Annotated in this window: 12 protein-coding genes and 1 tRNA gene; 7 read left to right on the forward strand and 6 right to left on the reverse strand. The window is 62.8% G+C overall.

What is annotated here, in order from left to right:
* Positions 1-5 precede the first annotated feature (5 nt).
* Both AC5WNI_RS12535 and AC5WNI_RS12540 read left to right on the forward strand, forming a co-directional pair.
* Positions 6-90 (forward strand) — tRNA-Leu (locus AC5WNI_RS12535).
* Between the two features lie 341 nt (positions 91-431).
* Positions 432-884 (forward strand): SpoIIAA family protein, encoded by a 453-nt coding sequence (locus AC5WNI_RS12540; protein ID WP_175088560.1) that lies wholly within the window; start codon positions 432-434, stop codon positions 882-884.
* Between the two features lie 44 nt (positions 885-928).
* Here the strand turns inward: AC5WNI_RS12540 and AC5WNI_RS12545 are convergent, their stop codons facing one another.
* Positions 929-2,362 carry a hypothetical protein gene (locus AC5WNI_RS12545; RefSeq protein WP_487886304.1) on the reverse strand — a complete coding sequence of 478 codons (1,434 nt, stop codon included), beginning with the start codon at positions 2,360-2,362 and terminating at the stop codon, positions 929-931.
* Between the two features lie 265 nt (positions 2,363-2,627).
* Between AC5WNI_RS12545 and AC5WNI_RS12550 the strand changes: the two genes are divergently transcribed.
* Together AC5WNI_RS12550 and AC5WNI_RS12555 are read left to right on the forward strand one after the other, a co-directional pair.
* Complete coding sequence (locus tag AC5WNI_RS12550) at positions 2,628-4,358, forward strand: proline--tRNA ligase (protein WP_487886305.1); 1,731 nt, start codon at positions 2,628-2,630, stop codon at positions 4,356-4,358.
* Between the two features lie 174 nt (positions 4,359-4,532).
* The gene (locus AC5WNI_RS12555; protein WP_495928528.1) at positions 4,533-5,465 is read left to right on the forward strand and encodes a lytic transglycosylase domain-containing protein; all 933 of its coding nucleotides are present in this window, start codon (positions 4,533-4,535) and stop codon (positions 5,463-5,465) included.
* 133 nt (positions 5,466-5,598) lie between these two features.
* On the opposite strand, the gene AC5WNI_RS12560 is transcribed toward AC5WNI_RS12555, so the two are convergent.
* The 4 genes from AC5WNI_RS12560 to yrfG all read right to left on the reverse strand — a co-directional run bounded on the left by AC5WNI_RS12560 (position 5,599) and on the right by yrfG (position 9,636).
* Positions 5,599-7,158 (reverse strand): phosphoenolpyruvate carboxykinase, encoded by a 1,560-nt coding sequence (locus AC5WNI_RS12560; protein WP_487886307.1) that lies wholly within the window; start codon positions 7,156-7,158, stop codon positions 5,599-5,601.
* Positions 7,159-7,467: 309 nt separating this feature from the next.
* Entirely contained in the window at positions 7,468-8,382 is a 915-nt protein-coding gene (gene hslO, locus AC5WNI_RS12565) for an Hsp33 family molecular chaperone HslO (protein ID WP_175088555.1), read from the reverse strand.
* Positions 8,383-8,536: 154 nt separating this feature from the next.
* Positions 8,537-8,929 carry an RNA-binding S4 domain-containing protein gene (locus tag AC5WNI_RS12570; protein ID WP_175088554.1) on the reverse strand — a complete coding sequence of 131 codons (393 nt, stop codon included), beginning with the start codon at positions 8,927-8,929 and terminating at the stop codon, positions 8,537-8,539.
* On the reverse strand, positions 8,926-9,636 hold the full coding sequence (gene yrfG / locus AC5WNI_RS12575) for a GMP/IMP nucleotidase (RefSeq protein WP_175088553.1): 711 nt from the start codon (positions 9,634-9,636) through the stop codon (positions 8,926-8,928). The genes AC5WNI_RS12570 and yrfG overlap by 4 nt, the downstream gene beginning before the upstream one ends.
* A 201-nt stretch (positions 9,637-9,837) precedes the next feature.
* On the opposite strand from yrfG, the gene nudE reads away from it, so the two are divergent.
* Positions 9,838-10,434 carry an ADP compounds hydrolase NudE gene (gene nudE, locus AC5WNI_RS12580; protein ID WP_175088672.1) on the forward strand — a complete coding sequence of 199 codons (597 nt, stop codon included), beginning with the start codon at positions 9,838-9,840 and terminating at the stop codon, positions 10,432-10,434.
* A gap of 257 nt (positions 10,435-10,691) precedes the next feature.
* Here the strand turns inward: nudE and AC5WNI_RS12585 are convergent, their stop codons facing one another.
* The gene (locus AC5WNI_RS12585) at positions 10,692-11,051 is read right to left on the reverse strand and encodes a hypothetical protein (RefSeq protein ID WP_175088552.1); all 360 of its coding nucleotides are present in this window, start codon (positions 11,049-11,051) and stop codon (positions 10,692-10,694) included.
* Between the two features lie 646 nt (positions 11,052-11,697).
* Between AC5WNI_RS12585 and AC5WNI_RS12590 the strand changes: the two genes are divergently transcribed.
* Together AC5WNI_RS12590 and AC5WNI_RS12595 are read left to right on the forward strand one after the other, a co-directional pair.
* A complete protein-coding gene (locus tag AC5WNI_RS12590) occupies positions 11,698-13,275 on the forward strand; it encodes a helicase HerA-like domain-containing protein (RefSeq protein ID WP_495928529.1) in 1,578 nt (525 codons plus the stop codon).
* 833 nt (positions 13,276-14,108) lie between these two features.
* Positions 14,109-15,722, forward strand: coding sequence for a diguanylate cyclase domain-containing protein (locus AC5WNI_RS12595; protein WP_285461255.1), 1,614 nt, complete (start codon positions 14,109-14,111; stop codon positions 15,720-15,722).
* The last annotated feature ends 113 nt before the right edge of the window (positions 15,723-15,835 follow it).

Below are 15,835 nucleotides of genomic sequence, written 5' to 3' on the forward strand. Positions count from 1 at the left end.
TCTGCGCGGCCATGGTGGAATCGGTAGACACCGGAGACTTAAAATCTCCTGCCTTCGGGCGTGCCGGTTCGAGTCCGGCTGGCCGTACCAGATCAAGCGAGAGTCATACTGAATTCAAGAGCGCCGCTCCTCTCACGAGGGGCGGCGCTTTTTCATGCCTGATACTTTTCAAGCCGGTCACTTTTCATGCCTGATACTTTTCGAGTCTGATGCTTTTGGTGCCTGAGCACTGCTCCGCTCGTCATGCCTCGCGGCCAGATGCCGAAGGAGATAGCCGTTGCTGGCAGCTCCTCGACACGAACAGTGCCGACAATCGCTCGGCCAGACGCCAGCAAGCGGCTTACATGCGACTACACTGAAGAGGTAGCGACGCCAGCGCTGGTTTCCAGCACGGCTCGCCCAGCCAACATGCATCAGTGCAGGAGCCAAACATGCTGACACTGCTCAAGAGTCCCGCCGATCACGTTGTCGCCCTGCATCTCGCGGGGCATATCGATCAGGCTTCGCTCGCCCCCATCATCAAGGAATGCGACGAACGCCTGGCGCGCCATGAGCGAATCTCGCTGCTGGTGGAAATCGAACGCTTTGGCCTGATCACGCCCGCCGCCCTGCTCAATGATATCGGCTATGCCCTGCGCCACTTGGGAGACTTCGAGCGCGAAGCCATCATCAGCAAGGCCGACTGGTTGCGCCATGTCACTGAGTTCAGCAAGCATCTGGTGCGCTCCATCGAGGTGCGCCACTTCTCGCCCGACGAGCGCGAGGCTGCCTATGCCTGGGTCGCCGAGCCACCGCGTGGTGGCTCTGGCATCGGTGCTGGTGCCAATAAAACCCCTACCGGTCATGATGCCCAGACCCCGGCGGCGAAACGCCATCAGGCCTGAAGCCCCCGCCATCGAGTGAGCCTCCAAAACATCCTGCCACCGCCTCATGGCAGGGTGCGCGTCAGCACCAATCCCGCCATCAGCAGCGCTCCCATCGAAACTGCCCAGAGCGTCATCGCGCGCTCCACTTCCGCTCGCTCTGCACAGCGCAGCAGCTGGAAGATCGTGACCAGGGGCAGCATGTAGCGCGTCTCGATCAGCTCACGCGTGCAGACCATCAAGGCAAGCATCACCAACAGCAGGCCAGCATGCCCCAGCCGTAGCGGCGCCCTCAGCCACCAGAGTGCCATGCTGGTGGTCAGCAACATGGTGACCCACAGCCCCACCGGGTGGTCATTGAGCCATAACAGCCAGGTATTGCGGATCGTCCAGCGCTGGAAATTGTAGTCATGCGTCACCTCAAAGCTCATCACCAGCATGACCCACACGCCCGCCAGCGTCATCAGCAGCAGAATGCCCCGCCATGGCCAGGCACCCTGGGTGCACAGACGCCACAGCAGATGCCACTGCCTCGGCAAGTCGGCCAGCCACAACGGCAGAAACACCACGCCGATCACGCCCAGGTAATAGCCGAGATTGCCGGTGTGCCAACCGGCCTTATGACGGCCGGTATCGCCCATGGCAATGCCGTCGTTCCAGAGAACAAACCCGATGAAGGCGGCCACCGGAATCACGGCCACCCACCACCAGCGCACGATCAGGCCCCACCAGACAGAAAGCTGACGCAACGGCGAGCGCAGCGGTGGCGCCATGCCGACAGCCTGAGAGTGAGCCCCAGACTGCGCATGCGCCATGAACAGCAATAGACCGCCCCACAGCCCGAGCAGCACGATGCTGTCCTGCCGCAAGCCGAGCCCGACCAGGATCAAGGCCAGCAACGCCAGGCGCCGCTCATGCACCAGCGCGACGAGCTGCAGCGCGACCAGGGCGATGATCCACGGGTCGGTATACACCAGCGCCAGATAGGGAAAGATGATCGGCAGCCATAGCCACTGCCAGCTCTGACGATTCGCCTGTTGCCGGGCGCCGCTCTCATCGAGCATGGGGTACAGGCGCCGATAGACGCTCGGCAGCGCCCGCCAGACCATGCATGCCATGGCACTGAAGCCCAGCAACGACAGACCTCGCACCCAGTCAACCGAGGGCATCTCAGGCCAGCGTCCGGCCATGGCGTCGGCTGCGAGAGGAAGATTGAGCCACTCCCCCAACGTCTGGAGCGTCATCAACGTCACCGCCATGGTGGCGTGATATAGCGTCAGGGTGGTCAGCTTGGGATGCTGACCCCAGTCGCTGGCGAGAAACTGGCGAACCTGCGCGAAATGCACTCCCTCATCGACGAAAGGGATCGGCAGGAAAAGACTCACCAGCCACAGGGAGGCGCTCAGGCACGCTCCCAGTACGAGCAACACAAGCCCCACCTTCAAGGGCCAGCGATGTCTGGCGCGCACGCATCCCAAGCGCTGATCGAGCGACGACATATCCTTGTCTCCTTGTCAGACCTCCCCGAGAAACCCGTTCACGGCTCTCTCCAAAGGGAAATCCCGTGTCACCAGTATCGGCAGGCCGGCGCGGATTTTTCCAGTCAGGCCATGCACTTTGCCCCTCCAAGGCTCGCGGCAGTACAATGCGCTCAGTCTGCTTCGCTGATACGCCTGTAAAAGGCGTGCCGAAGACCTGCCTGTTCATGCTTCGCGACTGCGAAGCGTACCGATCAAAGCGACAAGTCGAGGGATCGCTGAGCCCATGCGTGCCAGTCAACTGCTGATTTCCACTCTCAAGGAAACCCCGTCCGACGCCGAAGTCGTCAGCCACCAGCTGATGCTGCGGGCCGGTTTCATCCGTCGCCTGACCTCCGGCCTCTACACCTGGATGCCACTGGGCCTGCGCACACTGCGCAAGGTCGAGCGCATCGTGCGTGAAGAGATGGACCGCTCCGGTGCCCAGGAACTGCTGATGCCAGCCGTGCAGCCAGCCGAGCTGTGGCAGGAGTCCGGTCGCTGGGAGCAGTACGGCCCCGAGCTGCTGCGCGTGGTTGACCGTCACCAGCGCGACTACTGTGTCGGCCCGACCCACGAGGAAGTCATCACCGACCTCGCGCGTCGTGAGCTGAACAGCTACAAGCAGCTGCCGGCCAACTTCTACCAGGTCCAGACCAAATTCCGCGACGAGATTCGTCCGCGCTTCGGTGTGATGCGCTCACGCGAGTTCGTGATGAAGGATGGTTACTCCTTCCACCTGGGCGAAGAATCCCTGAAAGAGACCTATCAGGTGATGTATGACACCTACGTGCGCATCTTCACGCGCCTGGGTCTCGACTTCCGTCCCGTCATCGCCGACAACGGCTCCATCGGTGGGACCGGCTCCCACGAATTCCACGTGCTGGCCGCCTCCGGTGAAGACGCCATCGCCTTCTCCACCGGCTCCGATTTCGCCGCCAACATCGAGAAGTGTGAAGCGCTGCCGGCTCCGCTGGGCGAGACGCCTGAGCGCGCGGCACCGACCCAGGAGATGCAGCTGGTCGACACGCCGAACGCCAGGACCATCGCCGCGCTGGTCGAGCAGCATGGCCTGGACATCAAGAAGACCGTCAAGACGCTGATCGTCAAGGCGGCCGAAGGCGTCGAAGGTGGTCTGATCGCGCTGATGGTACGTGGCGACCACGAGCTGAACGAGATCAAGGCCGAGCACCTGCCACAGGTCGCCGAGCCGCTGACCATGGCCAGCGATGAGGAAGTGCGCGCCGCCGTCGGTGCCGGTTTCGGTTCCCTCGGCCCGGTCGGCCTCGAGATGCCGATCATCATCGATCGCAGCGTCGCGCTGATGAGCGATTTCGGTGCCGGTGCCAATATCGAAGGCAAGCACCACTTCGGCCTCAACTGGGAGCGTGATCTGCCGCTGCCGGAAATCGCCGATATCCGCAACGTCGTCGCCGGTGATCCGTCACCGGACGGCCAGGGCGTGATCGATATCGCACGCGGTATCGAGGTGGGTCACATCTTCCAGCTCGGCACCAAGTACTCAGAGGCCATGAACGCCACCGTGCTCGACGAGAACGGCAAGGCACAGCCGCTGTCCATGGGCTGCTACGGCATCGGCGTGACCCGCGTGGTCGCCGCTGCCATCGAGCAGGGCTACGACAAGGGCGGCATCGTGCTGCCGGAAGCCATCGCGCCCTTCCAGGTCGCCATCGTGCCGATGAACGCCCACAAGTCCGTGCGTGTCAGCGAGACTGCCGAGCGCGTCTATCAGGAGCTGACGGCTGCCGGTTACGACGTGCTGCTGGATGATCGTGATCTGCGCCCGGGCAACAAGTTCGCCGACGGCGAGCTGCTGGGCATTCCGCATCGTCTGGTGATCGGTGATCGCGGTCTCGACAATGGCGAGTACGAGTACAAGGGTCGCACCGATGACGAAGCGACCATGATCGCCGTCGACAGCCTGCTGGACTTCCTGGCCGAGCGCAGCGCGAGCTGAACTCGAGCCGCCTGAGCCACTCGCTCGCGGCTGACGCTAGCGCAGTACCCGGGACAGCCCGCTCCTCTTCTCGAGGGCGGGCTGTCTCGTTATGTGCCTTCCTTGAACATCCCATTACCGTCAACGCCGCGGTAACGGCATAATGGCGCCATGATTGATACGCAGGGACTGCGCATGACCATCTCATCGATTTCCCCTTCAGCGCCGCCCGTGACAGGCGCTGCAGGCGACACCTTACATCGCCGCCTGCGCCCATGGCTGGCCGCTGTCCTGCTGACGCTGAGCGCCGCGTCTACCGGCCTGACAAGCCCCCCTGGGCAGGCCGCCGCCGCGATCCCCGAGCATGGGTTGTCGCCGGGGCTGCGTGACAGCCTGCGCGAGGCCTTGGCCGAGCCCGAGGCCTTCGAGGACCCCATCGATGCTCTGCACTGGGTATTGAGCATGCAGCAGCGGCTGGAGCGCTACATGCCCGACCGCGCCGCGCGCATCGACCTGTTGCGCAAGGTGCGCCGCGAAGCGACGCGCACAGGCCTGGCACCGGAGCTGATCCTGTCCGTTATCCAGGTCGAGAGCGCCTTCAAACCCACCGCGGTCTCCCACGCCGGGGCGCGCGGCCTGATGCAGGTCATGCCCTTCTGGAAGCGTGAGATCGGCGAGCCCGGCGACAATCTGCTCGATCAGGACACCAGCCTGCGTTACGGCGCGACCATTCTTGCCCACTACCTCAAGCGCGAGAAAGGTGACATCACCGATGCGCTGGCGCGCTACAACGGCAGCCTCGGCAAGACCTGGTACCCGGAGCGAGTGATGCGAGCCTGGACAACCCGCTGGTGGTATCAGCCGCCGGCGCCCTTCGTCGCCGAGCGCTCGCCCGAAGGCCTGGTCGACACCGCCGACGAAGACCTTGCCAAAACCGCCAACGAAGGCGCGTCACGCCGCACCGAGGCCAGCAACACTGAGCCCGGCCTCGAGCAAAGTGGTGGTGTTGAGCAAGGTGAGGGTATCGAGCAACATACCGGCGCTGCGCAAGGCTCGGAGCCGCTCGCTGCCGAAGATACCTTCGACGGCCCTGCCAACCGCTCGCTGGCCGCCGGAGGCAGTCCCTGACAGCCCCCTGACAGGCCCGACAGCAGGTGATGACGGCAGCTGTTGACGAGAAAGGCAGCAGACACGAAAAAGCCTCGCCCGGAATACCGGACGAGGCTTCTTGCTTAACGCTTGCGATCAATCCCGTTGATCGTCAGACCAGGGTCGGGCCTGCCGCGATGATCGCCTCATCCACGCCGGCGAACTTCTTGAAGTTCTCGACGAACTTGGCTGACAGGTCACGTGCCTTGCTGTCGTAGGCGGCGCGGTCTTCCCAGGTCTCACGCGGGTCGAGCAGGCTGGAGTCGACGCCCGGCACGCGCACCGGCACATCCAGGTTGAGCACGTCGATGTGACGCGTCTCGATGTCCGCCAGAGCACCGTTCTGAATCGCGCTGATGATGCCGCGCGTGGTCGGGATGGAGAAGCGTGAGCCGCCCTCACCGTAGGAGCCACCGGTCCAGCCGGTATTGACCAGGTAGACGCGTGAACCGAAGGCCTCGATGCGCTTGATCAACAGGTCAGCGTATTCACGTGCCGGGCGCGGGAAGAACGGCGCGCCGAAGCAAGTGGAAAAGGTCGCTTCCAGACCAGCGGTGGAGCCCATCTCGGTGGAGCCGACCTTGGCGGTGTAACCGGACAGGAAGTGGTAGGCAGCAGCCTGCTTGCTGAGCACGGACACCGGCGGCAACACGCCGGACATGTCGCAGGTCAGGAAGACGATGGCATTCGGCTCGCCGGCACGGTTTTCCGGCACGCGCTTCTCGATGTGCTCCAGCGGGTAGGCGGCACGCGAGTTCTGGCTCAGACGGTCATCGCCGTAATCCGCACCACGACGGTCATCCAGCACCACGTTTTCCAGCACGGCACCGAACTTGATCGCGTTCCAGATCACCGGCTCGTTCTTCTCGGACAAGTCGATGCACTTGGCGTAGCAGCCGCCTTCGATGTTGAAGACGGTGCCTTCGCCCCAGCCATGCTCGTCATCACCGATCAGATGACGCGCAGGATCGGCGGACAGGGTGGTCTTGCCGGTGCCGGACAGGCCGAAGAACAGCGTGGTCTCGCCGTCGTCACCGACGTTGGCGGAGCAGTGCATCGGCAGCACGTCCTTTTCCGGCAGCAGGAAGTTCTGCACCGAGAACATGGCCTTCTTCATCTCACCGGCATAACGCATGCCCGCCAGCAGGACACGGCGACGCGCGAAGTTGATCAGCACGACGCCGTCGGAGTTGGTGCCATCACGCTCAGGCTCGCAGGTGAAGTGCGGCGCGTTGAGGATGGTCCATTCACTCTTGTCCTTGGCATTGAAGCTGTCCGGACGCACGAACATGGTACGCGCGAACAGGTTGTGCCAGGCCGTCTCGGTGGTCACGCGGATCGGCAGGTAGTGCTCGAGGTCAGCCCCGACATGCAGCTCGGAGACGAAGCTGTCGCGCTCGCCGAGATAATCCTCGACGCGCTCCCACAGGGCGTCGAAACGCTCCGGGCTGAACGGGCGATTGACGCTGCCCCAGTCGATGGCGTCCGAAGTGGACGGCTCGTCGACGATGAAGCGGTCGTTCGGGGAGCGTCCGCTACGGGCTCCCGTCTCCACGACCAGCGCGCCGTTGTCGGCCAGACGTCCTTCGCCGCGAGCCACTGCCAGCTCGATCAGCTCTGCGCTGCTGAGATTGGTGTGAGTGGTCACCGCACTGTCTTGATGCTTGCTCATTCGCGTCTCCGCGGCTCAGGGCCGCCCTCTCTCTTGATGGCTGAAGCCAGATGCCCGAGGTACATGCCACAGGCTTATTTTGTGATCGATCGTTGCTGCCCGATCGCGCATGACGGCATGCCATGACACCGTCGATACCACCAGCACAGGGCATCCGGCCCTGTGCTGGCAAGGCATTATGGCAAAAAGGGTGTCGGGCGGAAACGCCCATTGTTGCAACACCTTGGCGCAGGCACCGCCGCCTGACGGACGACGATATGTCAGACGATCATCGTCCCTGGGGCCAGTCGCCGGCGCGTTGGGAAAAGCTCAATGCACGACGGGACTTTCGGCGTCAGGATCTTCGATGATCGCTTCCACTTCCGCGGCACTGAAGGAATAGCGGGTATGACAGAAGTGACACTGGGTGGCCAGTTCGCCCTGCTCGGCGACGATCTGACGCAGCTCGTCGGCGGCGATACTGTGCAGGGCAGCGCCCAGACGCTCGCGCGAACAGGTGCAGCCGAAACGCAGCGCCTTGGGCTCATAGATGCGCACGGTTTCTTCGTGATAGAGACGATGCAGCACTTCCTGCTGGTCCAGCGCCAGCAGCTCCTCGGCCTTGAGGGTCTCGGCCAGGTGCACGACGCGCTCCCAGGCATCCGGGTCCTTGTTGGCCTCATCGTTGGGCAGCTGCTGCAGCATCACGCCGCCAGTGCGCTTGCCATCGGCCATCAGCCACAGGCGGGTCGGCAGCTGCTCTGACTGGCTGAAGTAACTCTCCAGACAGCCGGCGAGGCTGTCCTGATCGATGGCCACGATGCCCTGATAGCGCTTGCCTTCACGTGGGTCGAGGGTGATCACGATCTGCCCCTGGCCGACCAGCTCCTGCAGACTGGACTCTTCCGTCGGCAACACCGCTTCATCGCCGAGACGAGCGATGGCGCGCAGCTCACCGCCGGGGTTCGACTCGGCCATCAGCTGGCGCACGATACCGGTGCCGCGCACTTCCAGCGTCATGGTGCCATCGAGCTTGATGGTCTCGGTCAGCAGCGCCACGGCCGCCAGCATCTCGCCCAGCTGGCGCGAGATGGCCTGTGGGTAGGAGTGACGATCGAGCACCTCGGCGTAGGCCTTGTCGAGTGTGACGATCTCGCCACGCACGTTGGTGGCATCGAACAGGAAGCGCTGGATCTGATCGAAGCTCGGCGCGGCCGCATCGTCAGTGGAATGGGAATCTTGCATGTCGTGTTCGCTCATTGAGGGACCTCAAGGCAGGCGTGAAGGGAGAGCGCACAAGCGCCCCCATGTCAGGCCGCCAACAACGATGTGCTGACACACATCGGTATGGAAATTCTGCCGGTCGGTGCCAAGGCACCCGGCGGTGACTCGCGCTGGCTCAGCTATCGGCATCCTGACGCTGGAAGCGATGGATGTTGCGGCGCTGTTTCTTGTCAGGACGGCCGGGAGGCGGCGTCATGCCCTGATTGCCGAGGCGACGCGTCTCGGCCTCACGCTCACGGCGCTCGCGGGACTCCTGCGTCTCCTGATAGAGCTTCTGGGCCTCGGGCGCGCCACGGCGCTGGTCGCTGAGGGCCAGCACCTCGACGACAAGGCGATCCCAGCCCTGCGGCACCTCGATCACGGCGCCGATCTCGACGGTCTTGGAGGTTTTCACCTTGCCGCCGTTGTACTGGATCTTGCCGCCCTCGATGGCCTTCTTGGCCATGCCACGCGTCTTGAAGAAGCGCGCTGCCCACAACCACTTGTCGATACGTACCTGATCGCTCATGACGCCCCCTTGCCCTCCCCGTCGCTCGAGACTCCGGCATTGTCCACCTCGGGCCCCGCGCCTTGTGTCAGCACTGCAAAGCCGTCCAGGCCGTGCACACGTTCGAAATCACGCGCAGGGCGCTTCGAATCCGGCTGACGCACGCCCAGCAGATGGGCAATGCCATAGGTGTGGGCACTTTCCAGCACCTGCGGATTGTCATCGATGAACAGGGTACGCGCCGGATCGAAGGGCTCGATCTCGTTGAGCTTGTGCCAGAAGGCCTGCTCTTCCTTGGCGTGGCCCAGATCCGCGGACGACACCACGGCGTCGAAGTAGTCGCCCATGCCGGTCAGCGCGAACTTGAGATCGATGCCATGACGGTCGGCGTTGGTCGCCAGCACCACGCGTTGCGGCTGATCGCGCAGCCAGGCGAGGAAGTCCTCGGCCTCATGGCGATAGCCGATCAGGTGCTGCACTTCACGCTTCAGGGCGACGACGTCGAGCTCGAGCTCACGGCTCCAGTAATCGAGGCTGTACCAATTGAGCGTGCCGGACTCGCTGATGATGCGCGCCTTGAGATCGGCCTGCAGCGCCTCATCGAGTCGGTGCAGCTCGCAATAGCGCCTGGGCAGATGTTCGAGCCAGAAGTGGCTGTCGAAGTGAAGGTCAAGCAGAGTGCCGTCCATGTCCAACAGCACGGTGTCGATAGTGTTCCAGTCAAGCATCGGGTTCTGTCAGCCAGAGGGAAATTTGGCCACATAGTGTAAAGCATGGCCCACGGGCGCGCATGTGCAACAAGGGGGGATGGCGGCTTGTGATTGCCCCGCTCGCGGCGGCCTGCCACGATGAGCGACAGTATTCTCTCTTCTCATACTGCCTCGCGAGGACTTGCGATGGATGATGCGCCAGATACCGTTCACCCGACCATGAATCAATCAGACACCAGCCACACGCTGACGCCGCCGCGGATCGACTCACGCCGCGAGGTCGCTCGCTCGCGCCTGTTCGCCGTCGAGGCGCTGGAGTTGACCTTCTCCAATGGCGCCACCCGTAGCTTCGAGCGCCTCAAGAGCGGCGGTCACGGCGCGGTGATGATCGTCGCCATGCCCGACCCCGACCACGTGCTGATGATCCGCGAATATGCCGCTGGCCCTGAGCAATATGTGCTGACCCTGCCCAAGGGACTGATCGACCCGGGCGAGGACCCGGTGACCGCCGCCAATCGCGAATTGATGGAAGAATGCGGTTATGGCGCACACAACATCGAACCACTGGCCGAACTGAGCCTGGCGCCCAACTACATGGATCACCGCATGAACGTGATGCTGGCGCGCGATCTGTTCGAAAAGCGCCTGCCGGGCGATGAACCGGAACCGCTGGTCGTCGAGCGCCACCGCCTCGATGAGCTGCCGGCGCTGCTGGCACGTGAGGACTTCCACGAGGCGCGTGCGGTCGCGGCGCTGTTCATGGCCCGCGAACGCCTGCTGGCCGGGGAAGATACCTACAGCCCTCGCTGGTGGTAGGGACTTGCTGGCAAGCGCTGTTGGCAGGCATTGATGGCAAGCACTGGCAACAAGGCACTGGCCACAAGCGCCCAGCCCCCCTTCTTTCCTGCCCCCACACCCTGCCTTGCATGCCCCCATACGACGACAAGCCCCCGCCAATGGCGGGGGCTTGTCGTTTCACTCGCGATGCGCTCAAGCGGGTCGTGCTGGCGACTCGTTCAGGCACCGCAAGATCCATTGCGGGTCTGACCTGGGACCAGACCGTCAAGACACGTTTATTCGGTCTTCATGCTGCCATCGGCGGTGTTGGACGAGCCGGATTCCGGGCTGACGCCCATGTGGTCTTCGCCCTTGTCCATGACCTTGCCGTGCTTGGCGGACTCGGACTGGGCCGTGCCACCTTCCACCATCATGGAATCCTTCTTGGTGTTGGCAGAACCACTCTCGGTGTTGCGTTCGGTATCATTATACACCTTGCCATCTTCATGACCCGCAGCGGTACCGCCCTCTACCTTGGTGGAGTGGGCGCCAGTGTTGGCGGAACCGGTGTTGCTGGATTCGTGGTGCTCGGCAAAGGCAGCAGTGGTCGGCAGTGCCAGGGCAGTCGCGAAAAGTGCAGCAGTCAGCTTCTTCATGATCCATCCTCCAGTAGCGGTCTGTTGCAAGAGACGAGCAGATGATCCGCTCGGCCGTTGCCGGTAAGCCTTCAAGAATCCCGAGACTGGATGTCTCGAGTTCCAGGCTCCACAAGACGCTTCTACCAATCTCAACGACGTCTTGTGGTACTGCGTCAAATCTTTGCGGCGCATGTCTCAGACATCCTCTAGCGCGTCGGCTGCTTGTCGGAGCATTCTTGAAAAACGTCACCAGAGTTGTACTCGAGCCTGCTGGTGTCATTCTTGACGAAAGCGTCAATCTGCCGAGGCGTGTTGCGTCACATGCCCCCTGATGCCTAAAGATATGGAACTACAGGGCCTGACTTTCAAGCAGAGAAGGGAAAGAAAAATATCTTTTCTCCAGATTTCCTATACAAGAGTGAGATATCGACTCGCGTTTAATTAGCGCCCATATGGGCTTCTGGCCGCTCATCAGGCGGCTTTCCGCATGTCGATTTCCTGACGCCATGCGTCAAGTGGCGCAAGATGGCTTGCAGTATTTTACTCAACGAAACATTTTGTAACCCTACAGCTCCATGACATCGCCCATCTCTGCGGTCATCGCCAGTGGTCGCCACACCTCCCTCTGCAAGCACCGCTACCACCTGAATGACAGGAGACTCACATGCCAGACGTGCTGATCGGGGGACTCGCCGGACAGGGACCCAAGGGCCACATCACGCTAGCCGGGGCACTGGCCAATCGACACGGCCTGGTCGCCGGTGCGACAGGTACCGGCAAGACCGTCACGTTACAGGTGCTGGCAGAAGAGTTTTCGCGCATGGGAGTGCCGGTGTTCACCGCCGACGTCAAGGGTGACCTCTCCGGCATCGCCGCGGCGGGTAACCCGCATCCGCGCGTCGATGAACGCCTCGCCAGCCTCGGCATCAATGACTGGCAGCCTCAGGCCGCTCCCGTCAGGCTGTGGGATCTGTTCGGCAAGAGTGGGCATGCGGTGCGTGCCAGCGTGGCTTCCATGGGGCCTGAGCTGATGTCGACCCTGCTGGAATTGAACGACACCCAGAGTGGCCTGATGCACCTGGCCTTCGATCATGCCGAGCGTGAAGGGCTGGAGCTGATCGACCTCAAGGACCTGATCAGCCTGCTGAAGCATATCGAGCGTGAGCGCGAAAACTTCGAGGAGCGCTATGGCAGTGTCAGCCCCCAGAGCCTCGGTGCCATGCTGCGCCGGGTGCATGTGCTGGCCACCCAGGGCGGCGAGCGCTTCTTCTCCGAACCGGCGCTCGACATCAATGACATGCTGGCAACCACGGGCGAGGGAGAGCAGACACGCGGCTTCATCAATCTGCTCGATGGGCGTGAGCTGATGCAGAGCCCACGCCTCTATACCACCTTCCTGCTGTGGTTCCTGTCGACGCTCTTTCGCACCCTCCCTGAGCGCGGCGATGCCGATCGCCCGGTGCTGGTGTTCTTCTTCGACGAGGCCCACCTGCTGTTCGATGCCGCTCCCAAGGCATTGCTTGAGCGCCTCGAGCAGACGGTGCGCCTGATTCGCTCCAAGGGGGTCGGCGTCTACTTCGTGACCCAATCCCCCGCCGACATCCCCGATGACGTGCTCGGCCAGCTGGGCAATCGGATCCAACATGCCCTGCGCGCCTTCACTCCGCGCGACCAGAAGGCCGTCAAGACCGCTGCCGAGACTTTCCGCCCCAACCCTACCCTCGATACGGCTCAGGTGATCACGGAGCTGGGCGTGGGCGAGGCACTGGTCTCGGTGCTCGACAGCAAGGGCACGCCCACCCAGGTGGAGCGCACCTTGATCGCCCCACCGCGTGGACGGATCGGCCCGTTGAGTGACGGCGAGCGCGCAGCGCTGCTGGCAAGCTCATCATTGGCCGGTCGCTACGATGAGGTGATAGACCGTGAATCGGCTCACGAGCGTCTCGAGGCGCAACTGACGAGCTCGGCGATGGCCCAGGCTCGGCCGGAGGAGACGCCAGCGACAACGCCTGACACCACGCCGCCTGCTACAGAACGTGATGGAAGCGCTCAAGCCGCTGCCAGCGCTACCCGCCGCGACACCGAGCACACAAGTCCGGTGGCCGAAAGCGCCCCACACTCAGGCGGCAGACAGCGTCAGGGCGTCATGGAGACCCTGCTCAAGTCCGTGATGCGCGCCCTGGGGTCGCAGCTGGGTCGGTCACTGATTCGCAGTCTGCTGCGCTCCTTCACTCGCCGCTGAGGATCGCTCCTTTCAGTCTGAGACCACGCCTACAGCGTGACGCCACGCCAGCAGCCTGAAGCGCTCCTTGGCAAATAGAAGCTTTCCTTGGCAAGCAGCATCTCTCGAGACTGAGAGACTCACCCTTCACGAAAAGCAGGACATCACCCATGGGAATTTGACCATGGGTGATGTCCTGCTTTCGCTATCCAAGACTGCTGACATCATATCGTCGCGCAAACTTCATTCGCTCTCGGCAAGGAGACGCCATACTGATGATTGCTGCTTACCGGCAGCACACCATGACACACACGCGCTTGCCACTACTCTCGGGGAGACTTGACGATGTGCATGAGCAATGAAGCATTGGAATTGTGGCTGAACGACAACTGGTTCTCGATCGAACTGGCGTTGGAAGCCATCGATATGGAAGCGACAGCGGAACCTCAGCTGGCAGAAGCCGCCTGAGCCAGGAGCGTTACGCATGACACCAGCGGGATCCTGCCTGCCCCCACCGGTGATACAAGGTGTGAAACGGCACAGGACACGGATGACAGGACAAGCGGCACACAGACTCTGCCACGCATGACGACGCATCATGGTGGGCAGAGAAAGAACTTGTCGGGGAGGCCGTCGATCAGCCATCGACCGGTCTCCCCGTTTCTTTTGTACCACCACCAGAGTCACGTCCCGGCGCGCCTCTGATCCAGTCGCACCTCAAAAGGCCCCGCCAGTCTTACGTGTATGAACAGTTGATTTCCTGCCCCGGCAAAACGCCCGTTCATCGCTCCCAACCGCCATACTCTTTCTTTGGTCATTCCCTCTCCCCGCAACATGCAAGATAAGGATGTCACATGCTGCCTACTCCGCCCGCGCGACCACCCTTCTCGGGGCACTCGAGTCCAGTTGATACCTCAGATCTCTCGCCACAGGCCGCCGCCGCGACTGTCTTCCTCAATGAGAATCTCGTTCCCGCCCAGCTGCAAGCGTTGTTTGCCCTGACACTCGCCCCTGCGGGAACCTTCAACGAACAGCTCAGAGAGTACCTGGTGACCGCTTGCCGCCTGCTGGGGATGACCACCGGCATCCTGGGTCACGCAGAGGCCAATCGCTATGAAATCATGGCGGCGGTCAATCCGCCGCCCGGCAAGGTCGAGGGCGCGATAGCACCGCTGAACGAGACCTACTGCAATGAAGTCGTTGAGCAGGCTGGCTGCATCGCCTACGCCAATATCGCGACCACGTCAGCACTCGAGGCGCATCCGGCCCTCAAATCGATGCCTTTCCAGAGCTATATCGCCGCCCCGGTATGGACCGAAGGCCGTCTGACCGGCACCGTCTGCTTCGGCGACAGCTCACCGCGCGCGGCAGATTTCAGCGCCAGCGATCGTGCACTGGTCGAGACACTGGCCAGCCTTCTGGGAGGCTTGATCGATCGCGAGAATGAGCGCAAGCGGCTTGCCAGTGAACTGAGCAACCTGCGCCTCGCCTACCAGGAGATGGAGCTGCTGTTCTCGCGCTGCCAGCTTCCGATGGCGATCATGGACTTCCATGGTCATTGGACACGTCTCAACCCGGCGCTGGCGCAGCTGCTGGGGACGGAGAGGAGTGAACTGCAGCGTGGCGCGCTGGAGGATGTCTCTCACCCTGCTGACATGCAGGCCTGTCAGGAGGCGCTTCTGGCCATGCAAGCCGGCGAGATCACCCACTTCGAGCAGCCGCATCGCTATCTGGGCAGACAGGGGCAGATCATCGAAGTCATGCTGCATTTGGATATCATCGACGGCCACTCCGGCGTCATTCTCAGCCAGCACCAGGACCTCAGCGAGCGACGCTCCCACGAGGAAAGCCTGGCCCGCATGCGGCACAAGCTGGCCAGCATGGCACCCTCGGGCCCGGCCGCGCCGTCGGTGCTGGACAAGCTGTTGCCCGCCGAGATCTTCGAGCAGCAGCTGGATGGCGAGATCGCGCGCAGTGCACGTCATGGGCAGCCACTGTCGATCCTGCTGCTCAACGTGGATGCCTTCACCGACTTCAATCGCCAGTACGGCCGCACCGCAGGAGACCGCGCACTGCAACAGGTCTCCACCATCCTGCGCAACGCGACACGCAAGAGCGACCTGCTCAGCCAGCGTGATGATGGCTCGCTGATTGCGGTGCTGGGCCAGACCGATTCCAGCGGCGCCATCATACTCGCCGAGCGCGTCCGCCATGCCACGGCAGAACTGCATGGTCTCGATGGGCCGGTCACCTGCAGCATCGGGCTGACCTGCTATCACCCGGCGCCCGATACGCTCACGCTGGCCAATCGACTCGAGCTCTGTGAGCGCGCCCAGCACGCACTCAAGAAAGCCAAACGCCAGGGACGCAATCGCGTGCGTTTCCTGGAGCTTGAGCCGGTCATCCCGACCGACACCTTCGCAAGCCCCCAGTCACCGTCCGGCTTCCCCTCGCCCGATCTGCCCTGAGTGGCGCCTTTCGTGTGTGCGACCTGCCACGGATGCCCTTCAGACACATTCCCATCAACGACAACGGCCACCCCGAAGGGTGGCCGTTGTCGTTTGACTCACTCAGTACTCAC

The sequence above is a fragment of the Cobetia sp. PDI-12MA genome (assembly GCF_059507695.1).

What these genes read in the sequence shown, in the direction of transcription:
- yrfG (WP_175088553.1), bottom strand. Translation starts at nt 9,636, where the DNA reads ATGCTTGACTGGAACACTATCGACACCGTGCTGTTGGACATGGACGGC.
- AC5WNI_RS12570 (WP_175088554.1), bottom strand. Translation starts at nt 8,929, where the DNA reads ATGAGCGATCAGGTACGTATCGACAAGTGGTTGTGGGCAGCGCGCTTC.
- AC5WNI_RS12540 (WP_175088560.1), top strand. Translation starts at nt 432, where the DNA reads ATGCTGACACTGCTCAAGAGTCCCGCCGATCACGTTGTCGCCCTGCAT.
- AC5WNI_RS12585 (WP_175088552.1), bottom strand. Translation starts at nt 11,051, where the DNA reads ATGAAGAAGCTGACTGCTGCACTTTTCGCGACTGCCCTGGCACTGCCG.
- AC5WNI_RS12590 (WP_495928529.1), top strand. Translation starts at nt 11,698, where the DNA reads ATGCCAGACGTGCTGATCGGGGGACTCGCCGGACAGGGACCCAAGGGC.
- nudE (WP_175088672.1), top strand. Translation starts at nt 9,838, where the DNA reads ATGAATCAATCAGACACCAGCCACACGCTGACGCCGCCGCGGATCGAC.
- AC5WNI_RS12545 (WP_487886304.1), bottom strand. Translation starts at nt 2,362, where the DNA reads ATGTCGTCGCTCGATCAGCGCTTGGGATGCGTGCGCGCCAGACATCGC.
- AC5WNI_RS12550 (WP_487886305.1), top strand. Translation starts at nt 2,628, where the DNA reads ATGCGTGCCAGTCAACTGCTGATTTCCACTCTCAAGGAAACCCCGTCC.
- AC5WNI_RS12560 (WP_487886307.1), bottom strand. Translation starts at nt 7,158, where the DNA reads ATGAGCAAGCATCAAGACAGTGCGGTGACCACTCACACCAATCTCAGC.
- hslO (WP_175088555.1), bottom strand. Translation starts at nt 8,382, where the DNA reads ATGCAAGATTCCCATTCCACTGACGATGCGGCCGCGCCGAGCTTCGAT.
- AC5WNI_RS12555 (WP_495928528.1), top strand. Translation starts at nt 4,533, where the DNA reads ATGACCATCTCATCGATTTCCCCTTCAGCGCCGCCCGTGACAGGCGCT.
- AC5WNI_RS12595 (WP_285461255.1), top strand. Translation starts at nt 14,109, where the DNA reads ATGCTGCCTACTCCGCCCGCGCGACCACCCTTCTCGGGGCACTCGAGT.